The sequence below is a fragment of the Streptomyces sp. RLA131 genome (assembly GCF_056270125.1).
In genome coordinates this window covers 2509650-2533714 of the sequence record NZ_JBWDOQ010000002.1, presented here as the reverse complement: position 1 = coordinate 2533714, position 24065 = coordinate 2509650, and the positions used below count along the sequence as shown (strand labels likewise).

General features: G+C 70.9%; 22 protein-coding genes. 12 read left to right on the top strand and 10 right to left on the bottom strand.

The features are described 5' to 3' along the window. Positions 1 to 175: 175 nt before the first annotated feature. The 6 genes from RWE79_RS12510 to RWE79_RS12485 all read right to left on the bottom strand — a co-directional run bounded on the left by RWE79_RS12510 (position 176) and on the right by RWE79_RS12485 (position 6342). Positions 176 to 1438, bottom strand: a complete 1263-nt coding sequence (locus tag RWE79_RS12510; RefSeq protein ID WP_475940140.1) for a beta-ketoacyl-[acyl-carrier-protein] synthase family protein — start codon at positions 1436 to 1438, stop codon at positions 176 to 178. 81 nt (positions 1439 to 1519) lie between these two features. Then, positions 1520 to 1765 (bottom strand): acyl carrier protein, encoded by a 246-nt coding sequence (locus RWE79_RS12505; RefSeq protein ID WP_127359798.1) that lies wholly within the window; start codon positions 1763 to 1765, stop codon positions 1520 to 1522. A gap of 71 nt (positions 1766 to 1836) precedes the next feature. Then, entirely contained in the window at positions 1837 to 2889 is a 1053-nt protein-coding gene (locus RWE79_RS12500; protein ID WP_475940139.1) for a beta-ketoacyl-ACP synthase 3, read from the bottom strand. A gap of 13 nt (positions 2890 to 2902) precedes the next feature. Beyond that, on the bottom strand, positions 2903 to 3838 hold the full coding sequence (locus tag RWE79_RS12495) for an ACP S-malonyltransferase (RefSeq protein ID WP_475940138.1): 936 nt from the start codon (positions 3836 to 3838) through the stop codon (positions 2903 to 2905). Positions 3839 to 3938: 100 nt separating this feature from the next. Continuing rightward, on the bottom strand, positions 3939 to 5138 hold the full coding sequence (locus RWE79_RS12490; protein ID WP_475940137.1) for a PucR family transcriptional regulator: 1200 nt from the start codon (positions 5136 to 5138) through the stop codon (positions 3939 to 3941). A gap of 379 nt (positions 5139 to 5517) precedes the next feature. Continuing rightward, the gene (locus RWE79_RS12485) at positions 5518 to 6342 is read right to left on the bottom strand and encodes a serine hydrolase domain-containing protein (protein WP_475940136.1); all 825 of its coding nucleotides are present in this window, start codon (positions 6340 to 6342) and stop codon (positions 5518 to 5520) included. 81 nt (positions 6343 to 6423) lie between these two features. On the opposite strand from RWE79_RS12485, the gene RWE79_RS12480 reads away from it, so the two are divergent. Next, positions 6424 to 6867: a MerR family transcriptional regulator gene (locus tag RWE79_RS12480; RefSeq protein WP_475940135.1), complete on the top strand. Its 444-nt coding sequence runs from the start codon at positions 6424 to 6426 to the stop codon at positions 6865 to 6867. 4 nt (positions 6868 to 6871) lie between these two features. Then, positions 6872 to 7900 carry an aldo/keto reductase gene (locus tag RWE79_RS12475; RefSeq protein ID WP_475940134.1) on the top strand — a complete coding sequence of 343 codons (1029 nt, stop codon included), beginning with the start codon at positions 6872 to 6874 and terminating at the stop codon, positions 7898 to 7900. A gap of 29 nt (positions 7901 to 7929) precedes the next feature. Here the strand turns inward: RWE79_RS12475 and RWE79_RS12470 are convergent, their stop codons facing one another. Beyond that, positions 7930 to 9129: an alpha/beta hydrolase gene (locus tag RWE79_RS12470; protein ID WP_475940133.1), complete on the bottom strand. Its 1200-nt coding sequence runs from the start codon at positions 9127 to 9129 to the stop codon at positions 7930 to 7932. 109 nt (positions 9130 to 9238) lie between these two features. Beyond that, positions 9239 to 9928 carry a TetR/AcrR family transcriptional regulator gene (locus tag RWE79_RS12465; RefSeq protein ID WP_475940132.1) on the bottom strand — a complete coding sequence of 230 codons (690 nt, stop codon included), beginning with the start codon at positions 9926 to 9928 and terminating at the stop codon, positions 9239 to 9241. A 122-nt stretch (positions 9929 to 10050) separates the two neighbouring features. Between RWE79_RS12465 and RWE79_RS12460 the strand changes: the two genes are divergently transcribed. Further along, positions 10051 to 10326: a small hydrophobic protein gene (locus RWE79_RS12460; protein WP_475940131.1), complete on the top strand. Its 276-nt coding sequence runs from the start codon at positions 10051 to 10053 to the stop codon at positions 10324 to 10326. A 249-nt stretch (positions 10327 to 10575) separates the two neighbouring features. Here RWE79_RS12460 and aceE read toward each other — a convergent pair whose 3' ends face one another. Further along, positions 10576 to 13317, bottom strand: coding sequence for a pyruvate dehydrogenase (acetyl-transferring), homodimeric type (gene aceE / locus RWE79_RS12455; protein WP_475940130.1), 2742 nt, complete (start codon positions 13315 to 13317; stop codon positions 10576 to 10578). Between the two features lie 412 nt (positions 13318 to 13729). On the opposite strand from aceE, the gene RWE79_RS12450 reads away from it, so the two are divergent. The 6 genes from RWE79_RS12450 to RWE79_RS12425 all read left to right on the top strand — a co-directional run bounded on the left by RWE79_RS12450 (position 13730) and on the right by RWE79_RS12425 (position 18097). Further along, a complete protein-coding gene (locus tag RWE79_RS12450) occupies positions 13730 to 14170 on the top strand; it encodes a DUF3052 domain-containing protein (RefSeq protein WP_475940129.1) in 441 nt (146 codons plus the stop codon). A gap of 130 nt (positions 14171 to 14300) precedes the next feature. After that, positions 14301 to 14759, top strand: coding sequence for a peroxiredoxin (locus tag RWE79_RS12445; RefSeq protein ID WP_475940128.1), 459 nt, complete (start codon positions 14301 to 14303; stop codon positions 14757 to 14759). 72 nt (positions 14760 to 14831) lie between these two features. Continuing rightward, complete coding sequence (locus RWE79_RS12440; RefSeq protein ID WP_475940127.1) at positions 14832 to 15407, top strand: TerD family protein; 576 nt, start codon at positions 14832 to 14834, stop codon at positions 15405 to 15407. An 88-nt stretch (positions 15408 to 15495) separates the two neighbouring features. After that, entirely contained in the window at positions 15496 to 16071 is a 576-nt protein-coding gene (locus RWE79_RS12435; protein ID WP_475940126.1) for a TerD family protein, read from the top strand. 25 nt (positions 16072 to 16096) lie between these two features. After that, on the top strand, positions 16097 to 17266 hold the full coding sequence (locus RWE79_RS12430; protein WP_475940125.1) for a DUF475 domain-containing protein: 1170 nt from the start codon (positions 16097 to 16099) through the stop codon (positions 17264 to 17266). Positions 17267 to 17356: 90 nt separating this feature from the next. After that, positions 17357 to 18097 (top strand): TerD family protein, encoded by a 741-nt coding sequence (locus RWE79_RS12425; RefSeq protein ID WP_475940124.1) that lies wholly within the window; start codon positions 17357 to 17359, stop codon positions 18095 to 18097. Between the two features lie 61 nt (positions 18098 to 18158). Here the strand turns inward: RWE79_RS12425 and RWE79_RS12420 are convergent, their stop codons facing one another. Further along, entirely contained in the window at positions 18159 to 19190 is a 1032-nt protein-coding gene (locus RWE79_RS12420) for a TerD family protein (protein WP_475940123.1), read from the bottom strand. 257 nt (positions 19191 to 19447) lie between these two features. Here RWE79_RS12420 and RWE79_RS12415 point away from each other — a divergent pair, with 257 nt between their 5' ends. The 3 genes from RWE79_RS12415 to RWE79_RS12405 are packed head-to-tail and all read left to right on the top strand — an operon-like array spanning position 19448 to position 24011. Next, positions 19448 to 20632, top strand: coding sequence for an HpcH/HpaI aldolase/citrate lyase family protein (locus RWE79_RS12415; protein ID WP_475940122.1), 1185 nt, complete (start codon positions 19448 to 19450; stop codon positions 20630 to 20632). Positions 20633 to 20655: 23 nt separating this feature from the next. Further along, positions 20656 to 23196 carry a phosphoribosyltransferase gene (locus RWE79_RS12410; RefSeq protein ID WP_475940121.1) on the top strand — a complete coding sequence of 847 codons (2541 nt, stop codon included), beginning with the start codon at positions 20656 to 20658 and terminating at the stop codon, positions 23194 to 23196. Then, positions 23193 to 24011, top strand: coding sequence for an HAD family hydrolase (locus tag RWE79_RS12405; protein ID WP_475940120.1), 819 nt, complete (start codon positions 23193 to 23195; stop codon positions 24009 to 24011). The genes RWE79_RS12410 and RWE79_RS12405 overlap by 4 nt, the downstream gene beginning before the upstream one ends. The last annotated feature ends 54 nt before the right edge of the window (positions 24012 to 24065 follow it).

The following is a 24065-nucleotide window of genomic DNA, read 5'->3' as shown; positions in this document are numbered from 1 at the left end:
GCATGGGGGTGCTGTTGCGGGGCATGATCGACTCGTATCGGAGCGCCCATCCTACTCAAGGACCCCGACCGTCCCCCACGTCCCCCGGGCCCCGCCGCGGACCTGCCGAGAGCCCGCGCCCACCGGTCAACGACCAGGTGTGCGCGGGCTCTTGAGGCCGGCGGGAAAGCTGTGATCAGACTGTGCGGAACGCCAGCACCACGTTGTGGCCGCCGAAGCCGAACGAGTTGTTCAGCGCGACGAGCGGGCCCTGCGGAAGCGGCCGCGGCTCGGCGGAGACCAGGCCGGGCTCCACCTCCTCGTCGAGCTCGGTGAGGTTGATGGTGGGCGGCGCCAGCCGCTTGTGCAGGGCCAGGACGGTGGCGACGGTCTCGATACCGCCGGCGCCGCCCAGCAGGTGACCGGTCATCGACTTGGTCGCCGAGATGGCCACATGGTCCAGGTCGTCACCCAGCACCTTGCGCAGCGCCTTGACCTCGGCGACGTCACCCTGCGGGGTGGAGGTCGCGTGGGCGTTGAGGTGCGCGATCTCGGCCGTCTTGATGTCGGTCGAGGACAGCAGCTGCTCCAGGGCGGCGGCGATGCCCCGGCCGCTCGGCTCGGGCTGGGCGATGTGGTGGCTGTCGGCGGACAGGCCCTGGCCGATCGCCTCGCAGTAGACCCTGGCGCCGCGCTTGGCGGCGTGCTCGGCCGACTCCAGGACGATGACGCCCGCGCCCTCACCGAGGACGAAGCCGTCCCGGCCCTTGTCGTACGGACGGGAGGCGCCCTGCGGGTCGTCGTTGTTCTTCGACATCGCCATCATGTTGGCGAACGCCACGATCGGCAGCGGGTGGATGGCCGCCTCGGTGCCGCCGGCCACGACCACGTCGGCCCGGCCGGAACGGATCATCTCGATGGCGTAGCCGACCGCCTCGGCGCCGGAGGCGCAGGCGGAGACCAGGGAGTGCACACCGGCCCGGGCGTTGATCTCCAGACCGACGTTGGCGGACGGGCTGTTGGGCATCAGCATCGGCACGGTGTGCGGGGAGACCCGGCGCACGCCCTGCTCCTTGAGCACGTCGTACTGGTTGAGCAGAGTGGTGACACCGCCGATGCCGGAGGCGACGACCGCGCCCAGGCGGTCGGCGTCGACCGACGGGTCCTCGCCGGCCTTGGCCGTGTAGCCCGCGTCGGCCCAGGCCTCGCGGGCGGCGATCAGCGCGAACTGCGCCGAGCGGTCCAGCTTGCGGGCGAGCGGCCGCGGCAGGACCTCCGTCGGTTCGACGGCGATCTGCGCGGCGATACGGACCGGCAGCTCGGCCGCCCAGTCCTGTTCGAGGGAACTGACGCCGGAACGGCCGGCGATCAGGCCGTCCCAGGTCGACGCGCTGTCCCCACCCAGCGGAGTGGTGGCGCCGATACCGGTGACGACCACGGTGCGATTGGTCGGGCTCACAGGGATTGTCTCTCCACGTCTAGAAGGGCGGGCGACAGACACGTCGTCCGGTGTTGCCGAGAACCGGCCGCTCAGGGCTGGTTAGGCCTGGGCCTTGAGGATGTAGTCGACGGCGTCGCCGACGGTCTTGAGGTTCTTCACGTCGTCGTCCGGGATCTTGACGTCGAACTGCTCTTCGGCGGCGACGACGACCTCGACCATGGACAGCGAGTCGACGTCCAGGTCGTCGGTGAAGGACTTGTCCAGCTCGACGTCCTCGACCGGGATTCCGGCGATCTCGTTCACGATGTTGGCGAGACCCTCGACGATCTCTTCCTGGGTGGCCATTCGGCGCTCCTTGTGTGTTGCTGCGGACTTGCACGGCGAGCGGGTTGCGGCGCCGTTTTGGTGTGGTGTGACTAGGGGAGGGTAACGACAGTCGCGGCGTAGACGAGACCCGCCCCGAAGCCGATGACCAGGGCCGTGTCACCGCTCTTGGCCTGACCGGTGGCCAGCAGGCGTTCCATGGCGAGCGGAATCGACGCGGCCGAGGTGTTGCCGGTGGTCTCCACGTCGCGGGCGACCGCCACGTGCTCCGGCAGTTTGAGAGCCTTGATCATCGAGTCGATGATCCGCATGTTGGCCTGGTGCGGGATGAACGCGTCGAGCTGGTCGGCGGTGATCCCGGCGGCGTCCAGCGCCTCCTGGGCCACCTTGGCCATCTCGAACACCGCCCAGCGGAAGACCGCCTGGCCCTCCTGGGTGATCGACGGGAACTTGACCTCGCCCTTGGAATCGCGGGGCAGCTCCCCCACGTCACCGGTCCGGAAACGGTCCCACGCCACGGTCTGGGTGATCGTGTCGGACTTGTCGCCCTCCGAGCCCCACACGGTGGGACCGATCGCCGGTACGTCGGACGGGCCGACCACGACCGCGCCCGCGCCGTCGCCGAAGAGGAAGGCCGTGGCCCGGTCCTCCTTGTCGGTGAGGTCGCTCAGCCGCTCCACCCCGATGACCAGGACGTACTTCGCGCTGCCCTCGACGACCAGGCTCTTGCCGAGGGTCAGGCCGTAGCCGAAGCCCGCGCAGCCCGCCGAGATGTCGAAAGCGGCCGGCTTGCCCGCGCCGATCCGGTGCGCGATGTCGGTGGCCACCGCCGGGGTCTGCTTGAAGTGGGAGACGGTGGCGACGATGACGCCGCCGATCTGCTCGGCCGTGATCCCGGCGTCGGCCAGCGCCTTGCCGGCCGCCGCGATCGACATCTCGGCGACGGTCTCCTCCGGGCTCGCCCAGTGCCGGGAGACGATGCCGGAACGCGAACGGATCCACTCGTCGCTGGACTCGATGTGCTCCAGGATCACCTCGTTGGGCACCACGCGGGTCGGGCGGTAGCCGCCGACGCCCATGATGCGGGCGTACGGGGCGCCCTTGCTGGGCTGGATCTTCGCCGGCTGGCGCTGCGACGCGGTCATGTGTGCGGGGCTCCTATTCGTGGGTGCCGTGCTCGGCGATGATCGCGCGGGCCGCTTCGAGGTCGTCCGGGGTCTTCAGGGCGAGCGTGGCGACACCGGGCAGCGCGCGCTTGGCCAGTCCGGTGAGAGTGCCGCCCGGAACCACCTCGATGATCGCGGTGACACCCAGCGCGGTGAAGGTCTCCATGCACAGGTCCCAGCGGACCGGGTTGGACACCTGGGTCACCAGCCGCCGGACGATCTCGGCGCCGTCGGCGACGACCCGGCCGTCGGTGTTCGACACGTACCGGGTGCCCGGGTCGCCGATGGTCAGCTCCGGCAGGAGCGCTTCGAGGTCGGCGACCGCCGGGGCCATGTGCCGGGTGTGGAAGGCGCCCGCCACCTTCAGCGGGATCACCCGGGCCTTCTCCGGCTTGTCCGCGGTAAGGGCGGCGAGCTGCTCCGTCGTACCTGCGGCGACGATCTGGCCGGCGCCGTTGATGTTCGCCGGGGTCAGGCCGAGGCCCTCCAGGTGTGCCACCACGGCGTCCGGGTCGCCGCCCAGGACGGCCGACATGCCGGTCTCGGTGACGGCCGCCGCCTTGGCCATCGCGGTACCGCGGGCGGCCACGAAACGCAGGGCGGTACGGGCGTCGAACACCCCGGCGGCCGCGGCCGCCGTGATCTCGCCGACGCTGTGACCGGCCACCGCGCCGACCACACGGCGGGCCGCCGCCTCGTCCGGGAACAGCTCACGGGCGGCCAGCAGACCCGCGGCCACCAGCAGCGGCTGGGCCACGGCGGTGTCGCGGATCTCGTCCGCGTCGGCCTTCGTGCCGTAGTGGGCAAGGTCGAGACCGGTGGCGTCGGACCAGCCTGCGAGGCGGTCCGCGACACCGGGGAGTTCGAGCCAGGGGGTCAGGAAGCCGGGCGCCTGAGCGCCCTGGCCGGGAGCGACGAGTACGAGCACCTTTTCACTCTCTCGTGTGCACGGTGGTCCCCGCCCGTGGGGACAGGGACCAAGAACCGACGGGTGATTTGTTGGTGTCCCACAAAAAGCCTTGTGGTACTCACGGTGTCTGGCCGGAGTCTGAGAGTCGCCCAAGGATAAGCGCTATGCGCAGTGTGAACGCGGAACGCACGTCGGAGGGCGACCATCCGGTGACGTCCGTCACACGTCGGAGCCGGTAGCGGACGGTGTTGGGGTGAACGAACAACATTCGCGCGGCGCCCTCCAGGGAGGAGGCCTGCTCCAGGTAGACCGAGAGCGTCTCCAGCAGCGCCGAACCGGCTTCCTCCAGCGGGCTGTAGATCTCCTCCACCAACTGCTCGCGGGCCGCCCGGTCCCCGGCCATCGCCCGCTCCGGGAGCAGATCGTCCGCCAGCACCGGGCGGGGCGCGTCCGGCCAGGCCGCGCAGGCCCGCAGTCCGGCCGCCGCCGCCTGTGCCGAGCGGGTCGCCGACAGCAGGTCGCCGACCACCGGGCCGGCCACCACCGGGCCCGCCGCGAACGGCCCGATCAGCCCCTTGGCCACCCTGAGGGGCTCGCCGTCGCCGCCCGCCACCACGATCAGTTTGTCGCCCAGCACCCCGGTGAGGACCTGGAGCTTGGCGTGCCGGGCCGCCCGGCGGATCGCCTCGACCGTCAGCTCGCTGTCCCCGGTGGGCGCGGTCCCCAGGACGACCACGATCTTGTCCGGCGAGCCCCAGCCGAGCGCCGCCGCCCGGGACAGCACGCCCTCGTCCGCCTCGCCCGACAGCACCGAGTTGACGACCAGCGACTCCAGTCGCGCGTCCCACGCGCCCCGGGCCTCGGCCGCCTGCGCGTACACCTGGGCGGTGGCGAAGGCGATCTCGCGGGCGTAGACCAGCAGCGCCTCGCGCAGCACCGCCTCGTCGCCCGGCGCCGCGACCTCGTCGATCGCGGCCTCCATGACCTGCATGGTGACCCGGACCATCTCCACGGTCTGCCGCAGCGAGATCGCCCGGGTCAGCTCGCGCGGGGCCGTGCCGAACACATCGGTGCTGATGGCCTGCGGGGTCTCCGGGTGCCGGAACCACTCGGTGAACGCCGCTATGCCCGCCTGCGCCACCAGACCGATCCACGAGCGGTTCTCCGGCGGCATGGCCCGGTACCACGAGAGTTGTTCGTCCATCCGCGCGATCGCGTTCTGCGCCAGCCTCCCGGACGACTTCTCCAGCCGTCGCAGCGTCGCCGAGTGCCGGTGGTCCCGGGCGGGGTCGTAATCGTGCCGTGATGGTTCTGCCACGGGACAAGCCTGCCTTATCCGCACCTGTGCGCGGCGCCGGGGGCGGTACGGATCCGCATCCGGGGCCGAGCTGTGACGTCCCGGGCGGGCTCCGGCCCGGCCCCCTCCGGTCGACAGCACCCAGCAGGGGCGGACGATGACTTCTGAGGACACCGGTACAGATGGGGCTGGAGGGATGGACGGTCCTGCGCCGCCGGAGCCGCCGGGTATCGCCGTACTCGGCGGCTCGGCGGGCTCGGCGGGCTCGGCCTCACGGCCGGCGGCCGGTGAGGGTCCCGGTCGGCTCGGAACGTCCGTCGCCTCCGCGCCCGGCGGACCTGACGGCTGAGGCCGCCGCCCGGGCCGGCCGGGTTTCCCGGGCAGCGACGAGCGCCACGGCCTAGGCGCGCGGCTCCGCCAGTTCCGCCAGCACCGCGTCGGTGAGCGCCGGCCACAGCGGCTGCGCCCACTCGCCGAAGTCGCGGTCGGTCAGGACGACGCACGCGGCACCCGCGTCCGGGTCGGCCCACAGGAAGGTGCCGGACTGGCCGAAGTGGCCGAAGGTGCGCGGCGAGGACGAGTACCCCGTCCAGTGCGGGGACTTGGAGTCGCGGATCTCGAAGCCGAGGCCCCAGTCGTTGGGGTTCTGGTGGCCGTAGCCGGGGAGGACGCCCTTGACGCCGGGGTAGGCCACCGAGGTCGCCTCGGCCAGGGTCGAGGGGTGGAGCAGCCGGGGGGCCTGGAGTTCGGCGGCGAAGCGGGCGAGGTCGCCGGTGGTGGAGACGCCGCCGGCCGCGGGGGTGCCCTCCAGCCGGGTGGCGGCCATGGCCAGCGGCTCCAGGACGGCCTGGCGCAGGTACTCGGCGAAGGGGATCTCCGCGGCCTTGGCGATGTGGTCGGCCAGGGCCTCGAAACCGGCGTTGGAGTACAGCCGCCGGGTGCCGGGGGCGGCCATGACGCGGGGCTCGTCGAAGGCCAGCCCGGAGGTGTGCGCGAGCAGATGCCGCATGGTCGAGCCCTGCGGGCCGGCCGGGTCGTCCAGTTCGTAGACGCCCTCCTCGTACGCCACGAGCGCGGCGTAGGCCGTGAGGAGTTTGGTGACCGAGGCCAGCCGGAAGGGGCGGTCGGCGGGGCCGTACGTGCCGGCCGCCGTGCCGTCGCGGCGGACGACCACCGCGGCGGCGTGGGGGACCGGCCACTTCTCGATCAGACTCAGGCTGCGCATGACAGCGAGCCTAGTGCCGGCGATCCCGGTCAACGGAAGTCGTTTGCTTAGAGTGCGCTCCAAGGTCTTAGCGTTGACGCCATGACCGTGACGCAGGTGGCGAAGAGCAAGCCCGGCAGCGTACGCAACTGCTCCGACGAGGCGCGGCATCCACTCCCGGACGGCAGGGACCGGTACACCATCAGCGAGGTCGTGGCCGTCACCGGGCTGACCGCGCACACCCTGCGCTGGTACGAGCGCATCGGGCTGATGCCGCACGTGGACCGTTCCCACACCGGGCAGCGCCGGTTCAGCAACCGGGACCTGGACTGGCTGGCCTTCGTCGGCAAGCTGCGGCTGACCGGGATGCCCGTGGCGGACATGGTCCGTTACGCGGAGCTGGTGCGGCTCGGCGACCAGACCCGGGACGAGCGGCGGCAGTTGCTGGAGTGCACGCGTACCGACGTGCTCCGGCGGATCGCCGAGCTCCAGGGCACCCTCGCGGTCCTCGACCTCAAGATCGACACGTATGCGGAAAGGGCCTGACCTGATGAGCACCCCCCAGAGCGACGACCGTGTAGCCACCGCCACCCTCGGCACCGACGGCCCTCTCGTCGGCGTCCAGGGCCTCGGCTGCATGGGCATGAGCGAGTTCTACGGCGACACCGACGAAGCCGCCGCCCGCGCCACCCTCGACACCGCCCTCGACCTGGGCGTCACCCTCTTCGACACCGCGGACGTCTACGGCTCCGGCGCCAACGAGGAGTTCATCTCCCCGTTCGTGCGGGCCCACCGCGACGAGATCACCCTCGCCACCAAGTTCTCCATCGTCCGCAAGCCGGACGACCCGCACTACCGGGCCATCCGCAACGACCGCGCCTACATACGTGAGGCGGTGGAGGGCAGTCTGCGGCGGCTCGGTGTGGAGGTCATCGACCTCTACTACATGCACCGCCGCGACCCGGCCGTGCCCTTCGAGGAGTCCGTCGGCGCCATGGCCGAGCTCGTACGGGAGGGCAAGGTCAAGCACCTCGGCCTGTCCGAGGTGACCGGGGCCGAGCTGCGCGAGGCGCACGCGGTGCACCCGATCGCCGCCGTGCAGTCCGAGTGGTCCCTGTTCAGCCGCGACATCGAGATCTCGCTCGTCGCGGCCGCCGCCGACCTCGGCGTGGCCGTCGTGCCCTACTCCCCGCTCGGACGCGGATTCCTCACCGGCGCCTTCACCGACGCCTCGGCCGATCTGTCCGGCGGCGACTTCCGCCAGTTCCAGCCCCGCTTCACCGGCGAGAACGCCAAGCGCAACGCCGACCTGCTCGACCCGGTGCGCAAGGCCGCCAAGGCGCACGGCGCCACCCTCGGCCAGATCGCCCTGGCCTGGGTCCAGCAGCGTGCCCTGGTCCACGGCCTCACCGTCGTGCCCATCCCCGGCACCCGCAAGGCGGACCGGGTCCGCGAGAACACCGCCGCCACCCGGATCACCCTCGACGAGATCGAGCTGGAGTGGATGGAGCCGATCGCCGGCCACGTGGCCGGGGACCGCTACCCGGACATGTCGTCCACCTCGGCCGCCCGCGAGTAGCGGGCGGCCCCGGCGACGGGCGTCAGCCGTCAGGCGGCCGTGCAGGCGGTGTCGGCGGCGGCGCAGGTCACCGAGCGGTAGGCGCCCAGCGCGATACGGGTGAAGTTGGCGAGGCTGGTGGTGCCCTGCTGGAAGTAGCCCGCGTGCCCCTGGGCCCCGGTGGCGGCGATGACGCGGGCACCGAAGGCCCGGGAGACCGGGTCGGCGCCGTGGCCGAGTCCGGCGAACTCCATGTGGGGGACGTCACCGATCCAGTCGGTGGCGTCCCGGGTCGCCCATACGCGGGCGGTGGTGTGCAGGTCGGAGGCACGGTCGACCCGCATGCCGGGGCTGCCGAAGACCGCGATGTCGGCAACGGTCGCCCCGGTGCCCGGCAGGGAGGGCGCTGCCACGCCGCACAGCACGGAACCGTACGAGTGGCAGAACAGCGACACCCGGGAGCGGGCCGGCAGGGCGGACAGCAACGCGTTGAGCCGCTTGGCACCGGCCTTGGCCAGTTCGCCCGTGGAGGCGTCCAGCCCCACCCCGGAGGGCGTGGTGTAGTCGGCCCAGGCGATGACGGCGGTGTGGGCGGACGGCTCGGCGGTGTGCTCAGCCGCGTACAGCGAGCGGGCCATGCCCACCGGTGACGTGTACGCCCGCACGGTGCGCTCGAAGGTGAGGATGTCGGTGTCGACACCCGGCACGAGGACCGAGATCCGGTCGGCACCGGTCAGGTCGCCGAACACCTCGGCGGCCCGGCCGCGCCCGCTCGGGTCGAAGGCGAGGATCTGCCGGCCGGGCTTGAGCAGCGAGGCGTAGCGGTTGGCGCGGCGGCCGGCCTCCTGACGCCCCTCGACGGTGAGCAGCGCGCTGTGCGAACGCTTCGTCTCCTGCGCCTCGGCGCCGGTCAGGGCTATCCGGTTGGCCCGGTAGCGCAGCGAGACCGGCGTGCCGTTGAGGTTGCCCACCACGAGCGGATAGCGGCCGGCCAGGCGACTGCGCTGCGCCGGCGTGAGGCTGCCGAAGAACCTGGCCACGGCGTCGGCGCCGGCCTCCGGGCTCGGCAGGCTTCTGCCGCCGACCGACCCCTTCAGCCAGGAGGCGACCGCGGCCGACCGGGAGTCCGGGTAGCCCTTGGAGTGGTGCAGGGCCGTCCAGCCGGTGGTCCCCAGCATCACGAAGACCACGGCCAGAGCGAGCAGGGCACGCAGTGAAGGCGAGCTGAAGCGCTCGTCGAGAAAGCCCAAGGGTTTCCGCCTCGCTGTGTACGTGGGGGGACGGGACGGCCCCGGAGAAGGCGCCGTAACGGCCACCATAGGAGACGCGGGCACCCTCCCGTGCGCACGGTGACCCAAGTCACGTTTGAGACGTGGAGATTCCCTCGTTTCGTGTACGGTGCCCCCAGCTCTGGGTCACCACGGGTGCGAGCAGGGCCAGATACCGCTCGGCGGTCCGGCGGATCGACTCCACGCTGGTCTCCTCGCCGTGCCCCCAGTCACACCTCGCCGACCGCAGCACCCCGCCGAACGCGGCCACCAGGACCCGGGCCCGTACGTCGGTCCCCGGATCCAGTCCCTCGCGGCGGGCGATGACCGCGGCGAGCCGTTCCTCCAGCGCCGCCGTACGCCCCAGTTGCGCGGCGAGCAGCACGGGCGTCGACTCGATCACCCGGTACATCCGGACGCGGACCGCCGCCGGGACCGCCGAGCCGGTGGCCGTACCGGCCGTGGCCTCGCCGTCGTCCCAGAACTCGGCCAGCGCGGCGCGCAGCGCCTCCAGCGGGGCCTCGCCGGCCGGCCGGGCGGCGACGGCGGCCAGGAACCGCGCCTCCGGCAGCTCCTCCAGGGACAGCGCGACCTCCTCCTTGCTCGTGAAGTAGCGGAAGAAGGTGCGCTGGGAGACCTGGACCGCCTCGGCGATCTCGTCGACGGTGGTGCGCTCGTAACCCTTCCTGACGAACAGTTCGGCCGCCGTGCGCACCAGGGCGTCACGAGTGCGCTGTTTCTTGCGATCGCGCAGACCGCCGGACGTCATCGTCTGTGTCACGGGCGCACACGATACAGCCGCCGGGCCGCCTGTTCCCGGACGGCTGGTGACGGCCTGTCAGGGCAGTGGGGGGATTGCCGATCGGCGTCAGGGGCAGACGAACGGGTGACCAAGGAGGCGCCATGCCGGTTCGATCCACTTCCTCTTCCCGGACCCCGTTCCGTACCGATGCCGGAACCCTGGCCATCATCGGCGTCATCTGCGCCGTCGCGGGTTTCTTCGTCCTGGGCATCATCCTCGGCCCCGTGGCCGTCATCTGCGGCTGGCTCGCCATGGGCCGGACCTGGAGCGGCTCGAAGTCGATCCCCGCGGTCGTCGCCCTCGTCCTGGGCGCGATCGACACGCTCGTCGCCCTGATGTGGCTGGCCGGCGGCGGCTGGGGCAACGGCATGTTCTAGGCCGTGTTTTAGAAGTCCCGCCTGTCCCGCGACCCTCCCCCAGCCTGGCGGCTGGGTGGTACCCCCAGGCACGGCACCTCGCTGCGTTGTCGAATTGTCCGAGTAGCCCACTACGAGGACAGTTCTCCGCCTTGCGATGCACCGCACCAGACGCCGCGGGACCCGCCCTCCGGGCGGCCGGCGCTACTTCTAAAACACGGCCTAGTGATGTTCCCGTGCTCCCGGCTGCCGGCTATGGCAGCGGGGGTGTTACGCCTCGCCCCCGGCCGAACCGGGGTCGGCGGCGGCGACATCGAGCAGCTGGTAGCGGTCGATGGCCTGCTTCAGGACGGAGCGGTCGATCCTGCCGTCCTTGGCGAGCTCGGTGAGCACGCCGAGGACGACCGACTGCGCGTCGATGTGGAAGAAGCGACGGGCCGCGCCCCGGGTGTCGGCGAAGCCGAAGCCGTCGGCGCCCAGGGACTGGTACCTGCCCGGCACCCAGCGCGAGATCTGGTCCGGTACGGCCCGCATCCAGTCGGAGACGGCCACGAAGGGACCCTCGGAGCCGGACAGCTTGCGCGTCACGTAGGGCACGCGCTGCTCCTCCTCCGGGTGGAGCAGGTTGTGCTCCTCGGCCCGGACCGCGTCGCGCCGCAGCTCGTTCCAGGAGGTCGCGGACCAGACGTCGGCCTTGACGTTCCACTCCTCGGCGAGGATCTTCTGCGCCTCGATGGCCCACGGCACCGCGACACCGGAGGCGAGGATCTGCGCCGGGATGGCGCCGCCCTCGGCCGGCCGGTACTTGTGCAGGCCCTTGAGGATGCCCTCGACGTCGACGTCGGCCGGCTCGGCCGGGTGGACGATCGGCTCGTTGTAGACCGTGAGGTAGTAGAAGATGTCCTCGTTCTGCTCCGGGGTGCCGCCGTACATCCGGCGCAGACCGTCCTTGACGATGTGCGCGATCTCGAAGCCGAACGCGGGGTCGTAGGCGACGACCGCCGGGTTGGTCGAGGCCAGCAGGTGCGAGTGGCCGTCGGCGTGCTGCAGGCCTTCACCCGTGAGGGTGGTGCGGCCCGCGGTGGCGCCCAGCACGAAGCCGCGGGCGAGCTGGTCACCCATCTGCCAGAACTGGTCACCCGTGCGCTGGAACCCGAACATCGAGTAGAAGACGTAGATCGGGATCAGCGGCTCGCCGTGCGTGGCGTAGGCCGAGCCCGCCGCGATCAGCGAGGCCGTACAGCCCGCCTCGGAGATGCCGTCGTGCAGCATCTGGCCGGTCGGCGACTCCTTGTAGGCGAGGAGCAGCTCGCGGTCCACGGACTCGTACTGCTGGCCGAGCGGGTTGTAGATCTTCGCGGACGGGAAGAGCGAGTCCATGCCGAAGGTGCGGTACTCGTCCGGGGCGATCGGCACGAAGCGCTTGCCGATCTCCTTGTCCCGCATGAGGTCCTTGAGCAGCCGGACGAAGGCCATGGTGGTGGCGATCGACTGGGTGCCGGAGCCCTTCCTGGTGCCCGCGTAGGCCTTGTCGTCCGGGAGGTTCAGCGGCTTGGCGCGCACGACGCGGGTCGGGACGTAGCCGCCCAGGCCCTTGCGGCGGTCGTGCATGTACTGGATCTCTTCGGACTTGGGTCCCGGGTGGTAGTAGGGCGGGTAGCCCTCTTCGAGCTGCTTGTCCGTGATGGGGATGTGCAGCCGGTCCCGGAAGCGCTTGAGGTCGTCGGTCGTCAGCTTCTTCATCTGGTGGGTCGCGTTGCGGCCCTCGAAGTTCGGCCCCAGCGTCCAGCCCTTGACGGTCTGGGCGAGGATGACGGTCGGCTGGCCCTTGTGCTCCTTGGCCGCCTTGTACGCCGCGTAGATCTTCTTGTGGTCGTGACCGCCGCGGCCCAGGTGCAGGATCTGGTCGTCGGTGAGGCCCTCGACCATGCCGCGCAGCCGCTGGTCGTCGCCGAAGAAGTGCTGGCGGATGTACGAACCGGACTCGGTGGCGTACGTCTGGAACTGGCCGTCGGGCGTGGTGTTGAGCTTGTTGACCAGCACGCCGTCGCGGTCCTGGGCGAGCAGCGGGTCCCAGCTGCGGTCCCAGATCAGCTTGATGACGTTCCAGCCGGCGCCGCGGAACTGCGACTCCAGCTCCTGGATGATCTTGCCGTTGCCGCGCACCGGACCGTCGAGCCGCTGCAGGTTGCAGTTGACGACGAAGGTGAGGTTGTCCAGGCCCTCGCGGGCGGCCAGGGAGAGCTGTCCGAGGGACTCGGGCTCGTCCATCTCGCCGTCGCCGAGGTAGGCCCACACATGCGAGGCGGAGGTGTCGGCGATGCCGCGCGCCTGCATGTAGCGGTTCATCCGCGCCTGGTAGATCGCACCGAGGGGGCCGAGGCCCATCGAGACGGTCGGGAACTCCCAGAAGTCCGGCATGAGCCGCGGGTGCGGGTAGCTGGACAGGCCGTAGGGGGCCTTGGACTTCTCCTGCCGGAAGGCGTCGAGCTGCTGCTCGGAGAGCCGGTCCAGCAGGAACGCGCGGGCGTACACGCCCGGGGACGCGTGCCCCTGGAAGTAGATCTGGTCGCCGCCGTCGCCGCCGTCCTTGCCCCGGAAGAAGTGGTTGAAGCCCACGTCGTACAGGGAGGCGGAGGAGGCGAAGGTGGCGATGTGGCCGCCGACGCCGATGCCGGGCCGCTGGGCACGGGACACCATGACCGCCGCGTTCCAGCGGGTCGCGTTGAGGACCTTGCGCTCGATCTCCTCGTTGCCGGGGAAGAACGGCTCGTCCTTGGTCGCGATGGTGTTCACGTAGTCCGTGCTGCGCATCTCGGGTACGGCCACACGCTTCTCGCGGGCACGCTCGATAAGGCGAAGCATCAGGTAGCGGGCGCGCTCGCGTCCGCGCTCGTCGATAGCGGCGTCAAGCGAGTCGAGCCATTCCGCAGTCTCCTCGGGATCGAAATCCGGGACCTGGCTGGGAAGGCCGCCAATGATGATCGGGTTGCGATCGGATCCGGAAGCCACGCTGTTCCTTCGCTACTAGGTCTTGCTCTGCTGGGTCGCGCCGCCTCCATCGTGTACCGCGTCACTCGAAAACGTCATCTCTACTGAGCGGTAACAGCCACGTTCTGAGACAGACCCCTTACAGGGTCCCGCACGCTGCTTGCGCACCTCTTGCGTGACCTTTGGTGGCCGGTCGGCCAAATCGCAACTCTACGCCCAGTCGGTCGTACGACCGACCGGGGCACTGATTCGGGTGGAACCCTCGCAAAGTGGCGTGATCTGCGTCACGATTCAAGGTGCGGGTTGCGGTGACACGTCAACGTATGGGCGTGATGGGCGGCTGGGTACTTGCGCGATCCGCCGCGCCCGTGTGGACTACCGCCAATAACCCGCGCAGTGGCGGGAGGATATTCCCCATGACAGGAGGCAAAACGTGAGCGCGACCGCGGACCACGCGGAGGAACGGACCAACCCGGCTGGCCGGCTTGGTTTCGAGCCCGGACAGGTGGTCCAGGAGCTGGGTTACGACGATGACGTCGACCAGGAGCTCCGCGAGGGCATCGAGGAGATCACGGGCGAAGAGCTCGCCGACGAGGACTACGACGACGTCGCCGACGCCGTCATCCTGTGGTTCCGCGATGACGACGGCGACCTGACCGACGCCCTGGTCGACGCCACGTCCGCCGTCGACGACGGTGCCCAGATCTGGCTCATGACCCCGAAGACCGGCCGCGACGGACACGTCGAGCCGAGCGACATCGGTGAGGCCGCGCAGACCGCCGGCCTGGCTCAGACGAGCAGCCTCAACGTGACCAAGGACTGGACCGCCAGCCGCCTGGTCACCCCCAAGACCGCCAGGGCGGGCAAGAAGTAGGCCCCGGCACCACCCCGTCGGACGCACCCTCGGTGACCCCAGGTCGCCGGGGGTGTGCCGCATGCGGTGCGGGCACGGTGGAAGACTGGCCGGGCGCGGATGCGTTCCCGTAACCAGAGAGGTGTGTTCCATGGCGATCGCCGTAGGCGACAAGGCTCCGGACTTCGAGCTCAAGAACCAGCACGGCCAGACCGTCCGGCTCTCGGATTACCGTGGCGAGAAGAACGTGGTCCTGCTGTTCTATCCCTTCGCCTTCACCGGCGTCTGCACGGGTGAGCTGTGCGCCCTGCGCGATGAGCTCCCCGTCTTCCAGAACGACGACGTCCAGCTGCTCGCGGTCTCCAACGACTCGCCGTTCACGCTGCGCGTCTTCGCCGAGAAGGAGGGCCTGGGGTACCCGCTGCTCTCCGACTTCTGGCCGCACGGCGAGGCCTCCAGGGCGTACGGCGTCTTCGACGAGGAGAAGGGCTGCGCGGTGCGCGGCACCTTCGTCATCGACAAGGAGGGCGTGGTCCGCTGGACCATCGTCAACGGCCTGCCGGACGCCCGTGACCTCAAGGAGTACGCGAAGGCGCTCGAACTGCTGTGACGAGCGGGAACCGGTCACTAGGCTCTGGGCGTTGATCCGGTACAAGCGGCATGTGACCAATTGGGAGGACTCGTGGGAGTCAGCCTCAGCAAGGGTGGCAACGTATCGCTGACGAAGGAGGCCCCCAATCTGACGGCCGTCCTCGTCGGCCTCGGCTGGGATGCCCGCACCACCACGGGCTCGGACTTCGACCTCGACGCCAGCGCGCTCCTGGCGGGCTCCGAGGGCAAGGTCCTCTCCGATGAGAATTTCGTGTTCTTCAACAACCTCAGGAGCCCCGACGGCTCCGTCGAGCACACCGGTGACAACACCACCGGCGAGGGCGAGGGCGACGACGAGGCGATCAAGGTGAACCTGGCCGGTGTCCCGGCCGAGGTCGTCAAGATCGTCTTCCCGGTGTCGATCTACGACGCCGAGACCCGCCAGCAGTCCTTCGGCCAGGTGCGCAACGCGTACATCCGCGTGGTGAACCAGGCCGACAACAAGGAGCTGGCGCGCTACGACCTGACCGAGGACGCCTCGACGGAGACCGCCATGGTCTTCGGCGAGCTCTACCGGCACGGCGCCGAGTGGAAGTTCCGAGCCATCGGCCAGGGATACGCCTCCGGCCTGCGCGGCATCGCGCAGGACTTCGGCGTCAACGTCTGAGCTCATTCGTGGCCGGCGTACGGCACCGGCACCGCGCCCGGCGCGGTCGCGGTGCCGTACGCACGCCTGGCGGGGAGGAACGGAAGACATGGGCGTCACGCTCGCCAAGGGGGGCAATGTCTCCCTCACCAAGGCCGCGCCGAATCTCACCCAGGTGATGATCGGGCTCGGCTGGGACGCGCGCTCCACCACCGGAGCGCCCTTCGATCTCGACGCCAGCGCCCTGCTGTGCGCCTCCGGGCGGGTGCTCGGAGACGAGTACTTCGTCTTCTACAACAACCTGACCAGTCCCGAGGGCTCGGTCGAGCACACCGGCGACAACCTCACCGGCGACGGCGAGGGGGACGACGAGTCGATCCTGGTCGACCTCTCCCAGGTCCCGGCGACCGTCGACAAGATCGTTTTTCCGGTCTCGATCCATGAGGCCGACAGCCGGGGACAGACCTTCGGACAGGTCAGCAACGCCTTCATCCGCGTGGTCAACCAGGCCGACCAGGCCGAGTTGGCCCGCTACGACCTCTCCGAGGACGCGTCGAGCGAAACCGCGATGATCTTCGGCGAGCTCTACCGGTACAACGGGGAGTGGAAGTTCCGTGCCGTCGGACAGGGGTACGCGTCAGGCTTGCGTGGCATCGCCCTAGACTTCGGGGTCAACGTTTCGTAAAGCGTCTATAAGGATTGGGTTTCCAGTGCTCCTGAGAACATTCGGCTGGTCGTTCGGCATCACAGCCGCCGGCCTCGCCTTGGCCGGCGTCCTCTGGGGCGTGCAGGGGATGACCATCGTCGCCATCCTCTCGATCCTGGAGATCTCGCTCTCCTTCGACAACGCGGTGATCAACGCCGGCATCCTGCGCAAGATGAACGCCTACTGGCAGAAGATCTTTCTGACCGTCGGTGTGCTGATCGCCGTCTTCGGCATGCGCCTGGTCTTCCCCGTCGTGATCGTCGCCATCACGGCGAAGATCGGTCCGATCGAGGCCGTCAAGGTGGCCGTCCAGGACCCGGACCGCTACGAGAGCCTGGTCACCGCCGCGCACCCGGCGATCGCCGCGTTCGGTGGCATCTTCCTGCTGATGATCTTCCTGGACTTCATCTTCGAGCAGCGCGAGCACCAGTGGCTCTCCTGGCTGGAGCGCCCGCTCGCCAAGCTGGGCAAGCTCGACATGCTCTCGGTGGTCATCGCGCTGGTCGCGCTGATGGTCACCTCCATGACCATCGCCACCGACACCGCCCACCACGGCGGTGACAAGAGCGCGACCGTGCTGCTGGCCGGCGTCGCCGGTCTGGTCACGTATCTCGTCGTGGGCGGTATCTCGGGGTACTTCGAGGACCGCCTCGACGACGACGAGGATGACGCCGACGACGCCGAAGGTGAGGGTGCGGCCACCGCCGGGACCTCCTCCGGCACGGGCACGGGCGCGGGTACGGGCGCCGGGGCGTCCGCCGTCGGGCTGGCCGGCAAGGCCGCGTTCTTCATGTTCCTCTACCTGGAGGTCATCGACGCGTCGTTCTCCTTCGACGGGGTCATCGGCGCCTTCGCCATCACCAACGACATCTTCGAGATGGCCCTCGGCCTCGGCATCGGCGCGATGTACATCCGGTCGCTCACCGTCTTCCTGGTCCGCAGGGGCACCCTGGACGACTACGTCTACCTGGAGCACGGCGCGCACTACGCGATCGGCGCCCTCGCGGTCATCCTGCTCGTCACCATCAAGTACGAGATCAACGAGGTCATCACCGGCCTCGTCGGGGTTGTCCTGATCGCGGCTTCCTACTGGTCGTCGGTGGTGCGAAACCGCCGTGAAGGGGAAAGCTCAGGTCAGTCGAACGACAAGGCGGAAGTCACCTCCGGGGTCTGACCCCGGAGTGCGCGAGAGCGCGGAAGGTGTGCAGCCGCCCCCTGCCGACCGGCAGGGGGCGGTTCGCGTCCAGGGGAGGGTGAGTACTTCATGTGGCAGTTCCCGGGCTTCCTGCGGCCCAGCGGTGCCTCGCAGTTCGATGTCGCCAACGCACACACCGTCGAGCTGACCCGGCGGCATCCCGTCGTGTCCCTGACCAAGCAGGGCGCCGCCTCCGGAAACCTCCGGATCAACCTGTCCTGGTCGATGCGGACCTCCGACACCGGTGCCTGGGACAAGCGCCGCGGCTCCTGGCTCAGCCGCCAGCTCCAGCTGTTCAAGCCCGAGCCCGTCCAGGCCGCCGGCCCCGCCATGGTCAACGTCGACCTCGACCTGGCGTGCATGTACGAACTGGCCGACGGCACCAAGGGCGTCGTCCAGCCGCTCGGCAACTTCCTCGGCGACCTCGACCTGCCCCCGTACATCCAGATGAGCGGGGACGACCGCTTCGGCGGCTCCTCCGGCGAGACCCTCTACATCAACTTCGACAAGCGGGACGAGTTCAAGCGGCTGCTCGTCTTCGTCTACATCTACGACGGCACGCCCGCCTTCGACCGCACCCACGCCAAGGTCGAGATCTTCCCGACCTCGGGCCCCCGGATCGAGATCCCGCTGAGCGAGCGCGAGCCGCAGGCCCGCTCCTGCGCGGTCGTGCTGATCGAGAACCGGAAGGGCGAGCTGATGGTCAAGCGCGAGGTCAAGTACGTGTACGGCTTCCAGGCCGAACTGGACCGGCTCTACGGCTGGGGCCTGCAGTGGGGCCGGGGCTACAAGTCCACCCCGGTGCGCTGACCGGGCAGGCTCGCCGACCGGGCAGGCTTGCGCACCGGGCAGGCTCGCTGACCGGGCAGGCTCAGCGGCCCTGCTGGAACTGGGGGCCCTGCGGCGGGAGTGTGAAGGCGGTCGGTGAGGCGGGCGGCTGCGAGACCGGGGCCGGCTGTTGCGGATAGCCGTAGGCCGGGACGGTGGCCGGTGACTGGTGGGTCGGGTGGGACTGCTGGGGATAGCCGTACGCCGGTGCGGTGGCGGGCGGCTGCGGGTATCCGTACGCCGGCGCGGTGGCGGCGGGCGGCTGGGGATAGCCGTACGCGGGCGCGGTGGCCGGGACGGCCGGCGCGGAGGTGGGCGGGTAGCCGTAGGCGGGCGCGACATAGGGCTGGGTGGGCGCCTGGGTCGGGACCGGGACATACGGCTCGGTCGGGGCCTGGATGTGCGGCTGGGTCGGCGCCGGCAGCGGATAGCCGTCCGGCTCGGGCAGGGCCGCGGCGGCCGGCAGGGGCTGCGGGACGGACGTGGGCTCCAGGTCGGGTGCGGGCGCGGGGGCGTCCGGCGCCGGGCCGGCGGTGCCGTCCTCGTCCACCGAGATGCCGAACTCCGTGGCCAGGCCGACCAGCCCGTCGACATAGCCCTGTCCCAGCGCGCGGAACTTCCACGCCTCGCCGCGCCGGTACAGCTCCCCGCAGATCAGCGCCGACTCGCTGCCGGTGTCCGGCACCACGTCGAAGACGGCCAGCGGCTCGGTTCCGTCGGTGCCGTAGAGCGTCAGCCGCAGGTCGGAGACGAGCCCGAACGGGCTGTCGTCGGCGGAGGCGCAGATCGCCACCCGGTCGACATCCGGGCCGAGAGCGCCGAGGTCCACCTCGACGGTGTCCGTCAGCCCTTCGGCCACGGACTGCTTGGGCAGATGGCGGACCATGCCCGAGGGGTGCCGGGGCTGGTTGTAGAAGACGAAGTCCGCGTCGGAGCGCACCCGGCCGTCCGGGCCGAGCAGCAGCGCCGAGGCGTCGACATCGGGCACGCCGGCACCGGGGCTCCAGCGGAGCACCGCGCGCACCCCTGATGTTTCCAGGGGGATGTTCGAGCCTTTCACCATCGCGTGCGTCATGTCCGTCATCCTGCCCTTTCGGGCGCCCCGCCCACAACGCGGCCGGGGGTGTCTACAGGATCCGGCGGATTGTCTACAGGATTCGGCCGAGTGTCTACAGGATCCAGTCCGCTATGACACGCCGAGGACGCGAGGGGGTTACCTGATTTTCACGCGGGCAGGAGCTCAGGTTGTATACCGACACGTACGATAATCGGCCAGATGGCGTCGGGGGACGCTGCCCGTCACCTTTCCATCCACTCACCACGGGGATATGCATGCGTCACTTCGGGCACCTCGCGCCAGGGGTACGGAACGACCTGTTCCACCGCGAACCGCAGGAGTTCACCTCCGACTCGCCCACCCGCACCCTCTCCGTGGCTCTCGGCGCCACCCTGTACAGTCCCGCCACCCGTCAGCAGCTCGCCGACGACGTCGTCAAGCAGGCCGGGCGCGGCGTCGTCTCCATGGTGCTGTGCCTGGAGGACTCCATCGACGACCGCGAGGTCGAGGGCGCCGAGGAGAACCTCGTCCGGCAGTTCGCGGTCCTCGCCGCGCGGGCGGGCCAGGAGGGCGGGATCGGCCAGGACGGCCTTCCGCTGCTCTTCGTCCGGGTCCGCACCCCCGGCCAGATCACCGACCTGGTGCGGCGCCTCGGCGAGCACGTACAGCTGCTGTCCGGCTTCGTCCTCCCCAAGTTCACCGAGGAGACCGGCGTCCCCTTCCTGGAGGCCCTCGCCGCCGCCGAGGCCGCCTGCGGGCGCCGGCTCTTCGCCATGCCGGTGCTGGAGTCCCCGCAGCTGCTGCACCTGGAGACCCGGACCGAGACCCTGTACGGGATCGCCCGCACCGTCGACAAGTACCGCGAGCGCGTGCTGGCCCTGCGGCTCGGCGTCACCGACTTCTGCTCCGCGTACGGGCTGCGCCGCTCGCCCGACATGACCGCCTACGACGTGCGTATCGTCGCCTCGGCCATCGCCGACGTGATCAACGTCCTCGGGCGGGCCGACGGCACCGGCTTCACCGTGACCGGGCCCGTGTGGGAGTACTTCAAGCACTCCGAGCGGATGTTCAAGCCGCTGCTGCGGCACAGCCCCTTCGTGCCCGAGGCGGTCGGCCTGCGGCAGTCCCTGATCCAGCACGACATGGACGGGCTGCTGCGCGAGATCGAGCTCGACCGGACCAACGGACTCCAGGGCAAGACCTGCATCCACCCCTCGCACGTCCTGCCCGTGCACGCGCTGAGCGTCGTCTCCCACGAGGAGTGGAGCGACGCCGTCGACATCCTTCACGAGGACCGCAGCGGCGGCGGCGTGCTGAGATCGGCGTACACCAACAAGATGAACGAGGTGAAGCCCCACCGGGCCTGGGCCGAACGCACCCTGCGGCGAGCCGAGGTCTTCGGTGTCGCCCGGGAGGAGATCGGCTTCGTGGAGCTTCTCGCGGCGTGCGTGCCGGCGTGACGACAGAACGGAACCACCACCGCATGGCGAACACGGACATCTGGTCCGGGCAGTGGGTCGCCGACCGCCTCGGCCTCGAAGTGCACGGCGACGGCCTGACCGGCCCGACCGGGCTGCTCGGCCTCGCCCTGCGCCGTAACCCCAAGCGGGCCCACCTGCTGGTGTCCAACGTGCTGGGCAAGCATGTGCCGCAGCGCCCCGCCGTCGTCCACGGGGCCGGGTACGGCCTGGGCCGCCGGGTGCGCGCCCTGCTGGGCGACGCCGACGCCGCCCGGGCCGTCGTCCTGGGCTACGCGGAGACCGCCACCGGCCTCGGCCACGCCGTCGCCGACGGGCTCGCCCTCGCGCCCTACCTGCACTCCACGCGGCGGCCGGTGGCCGGAGTCACCGCCGTCGGCGGCTTCGAGGAGGAGCACAGCCACGCCACCTCCCACCTGCTGCTGCCCGAGGACCCCGCGCTGCTGGCCGGCGACGGGCCGCTGGTGCTGGTCGACGACGAGTTCTCGACCGGCAACACCGTGCTCAACACGATCACGGACCTGCACCGCACGTACCCGCGCGACCGGTACGTGGTCGTCGCCCTGGTCGACATGCGCTCCGCGGCGGACCGGGACCGGCTCGACGCGTTCACGGCCGGCCTCGGGGCCCGGGTGGACCTGATCGCGCTGGCGTCCGGGACGGTCGCTCTGCCGGAAGGCGTACTGGAGCGGGGCCGGCAACTGGTGGCCGAGCACGAGGCGGCGCCCACCGCCCCCGCCACCACCCCGCCCCTTCCCGGGCGACCCTCCGGACCGCGCCCGGCGACGACGTCCGGCCCCGTCAGCCCCGTCAGCCCTCTCGACCCCGTCGGCCCTCTCGACCCCGCCGGCCCTCTCGACCCCGCCGGCCCCGTCAGCCGCGTCGGCCTCGGCTGGCCCGACCGGCTGCCGGACGGCGGCCGCCACGGCTTCACCCCCGCGCACCGCGCCCGCCTCGAAGCGGCCCTGCCCGGCATGGCGGCCCGTCTCGCCGACGCGCTTCCCGCCGGGGCCCGAGGCGGCCGCGTCCTCGTCCTGGGCAACGAGGAGCTGATGTACGCCCCGCTGCGGCTCGCGCAGGCCCTGGACGACGCCCTCGACGGAGCGGCCGAGGTCCGGTTCTCCACGACCACGCGATCACCCGTCCTCGCCGTGGACGATCCCGGCTATGCGATACGAACCCGTATCGTTTTTCCCGATCACGACCGTCCGGCCGACGGCGACGGCGAGCGCTACGCCTACAACGTCGCGGGCGGCCGCTTCGACGCGATCGTCGCCGTCGTGGACTCGGTGGGGGACACCCCCGCCCTGCACGGACCCGGCGGGCTGCTCGCGCGGCTCGCCGAACACACAGAAAGGCTGCTGCTCGCCGTGGTGCCTTCGTACGTCCCCAGCCGGCCAAGCCGGCTGCCCGAGCCCCTGCGCGGGCCGGCCTTCTCCTCGTACGCGCCGGAGGAGGTCGGCTGGCTGCTGAAGGACCTCTCCGACGTGGAGCTGGAGGCGCCGACCGAGGAGCGCGAGGAGGCCATCCAGAGCGGGGGCGCGCACTACGCCGAGTCGCTGCCGGTGGAGTACCAGCCCAGCCCCGAGTACCAGGCCCTCTTCCGGGCGGCGCTCGACACGTCGGCCGCCCGGATGGCGCGGGCCGTCGGCGCGGTGACGGAACTGGTGCTCGCCGAACGCGGCCCGGACGCCGTACTGGTGTCCCTGGCCCGGGCCGGCACCCCGGTCGGCGTGCTGATGCGCCGCTGGGCACGGCACGCGCACGGCCTGGAACTGCCCCACTACGCCGTCTCGATCGTGCGCGGCCGGGGCATCGACACCACAGCCCTGCGCTGGCTGGCCGAGCACCACGACCCCGCGCAGGCCGTGTTCGTCGACGGCTGGACCGGCAAGGGCGCCATCACCCGCGAACTGGCCGAGGCCGTCAAGCCGTACGGAGGCTTCGACCCGGAGATCGCGGTACTGGCCGACCCGGGCGGCTGCGTACGCACCTACGGCACCCGGGACGACTTCCTGATCCCCTCCGCCTGCCTCAACTCCACCGTGTCCGGGCTGATCTCGCGCACCGTGCTGCGCGCCGACCTGACCGGCCCGGACGACTTCCACGGCGCGAAGTTCTACCGCGAACTGGCCGGCGCCGACGTCTCCGGGCTCTTCCTCGACGCTGTCGAGGCGCGCTTCGCCGAGGTCGGCGACCAGGTCGCGTACGACGTCAAGGCCCTTCAGGCCGCCGATCGTTCACCGACCTGGGAGGGCTGGGCGGCGGTGGAACGGATCAGCGAGGAGTACGGCATCGGCGACGTCAACCTCGTCAAGCCGGGCGTCGGCGAGACCACGCGGGTGCTGCTGCGCCGCGTGCCCTGGAAGATCCTCGCCCAGCGCGGCGCCGGCGCCGACCTGGACCACGTACGGCTGCTCGCCGAGCAGCGAGGCGTCCCGGTGGAGGAAGTCGACGGCCTGCCGTACTCCTGCGTCGGACTGATCCACCCGCGCTTCACCCGGGGCGCGACCGGCACCGATGGAAAGGCGGTTGCGGCCAAGTGAGCAGCACCGTGACCCGCAAGCTGTTCGCCAGCGACCTCGACCGCACCCTCATCTACTCGCCCTCGGCGCTGGCCCTGACCATGCCCGACGAGTACGCGCCCCGGCTGCTGTGCATCGAGGTCAACGAGGCCCGCCCGCTGTCGTTCATGACCGAGACCGCCGCCGGGCTCATCCAGGAACTCGCGGCCGCCGCGGAGTTCGTGCCCGCGACGACGCGCACGCGCAAGCAGTACCGGCGGATCAACCTCCCCGGGCCCATCCCGCGCTTCGCGATCTGCGCCAACGGCGGCCACATCCTGGTCAAGGGCCACACCGACCACGACTGGAACACCGAGATGCGGCGCCGGCTCGCCGACGGCTCCGCGCCGCTCGCGGAGGTCCGCGACCACCTCGCCGCCACCGCCGACCCCGAGTGGCTGCGCAAGGAGCGGGTCGCGGAGGAGCTCTTCGTCTACCTGGTCGTCGAACGGTCCCTGGTGCCCGAGGGCTGGGTCAAGGAACTCGCCGGCTGGGCCGAGGAACGCGGCTGGACCGTCTCCATGCAGGGCCGCAAGATCTACGCCGTGCCCAAGCCGCTCAGCAAGAGCGCCGCCCTCGCCGAGGTCGCCCGCCGCACCGGCGCCCACCGGGTCTACGCGGCCGGCGACTCCCTCCTCGACGCCGACCTGCTCCTCGCGGCCGACGCCGGCTGGCGCCCCGGCCACGGCGAGCTCTTCGACACGGGGTGGGCCGCGCCCCACGTCGAGTCGCTGACCGTGGCCGGTGTCGCGGCCGGCGAGGAGATCCTCCGGCGGATGGTGGCCGCGGCCGCCTGAGCCGGTGGCCCCCGCGCCGGGTCCCGGCGGCCTGTCCGCGATCCGTGGCAACCG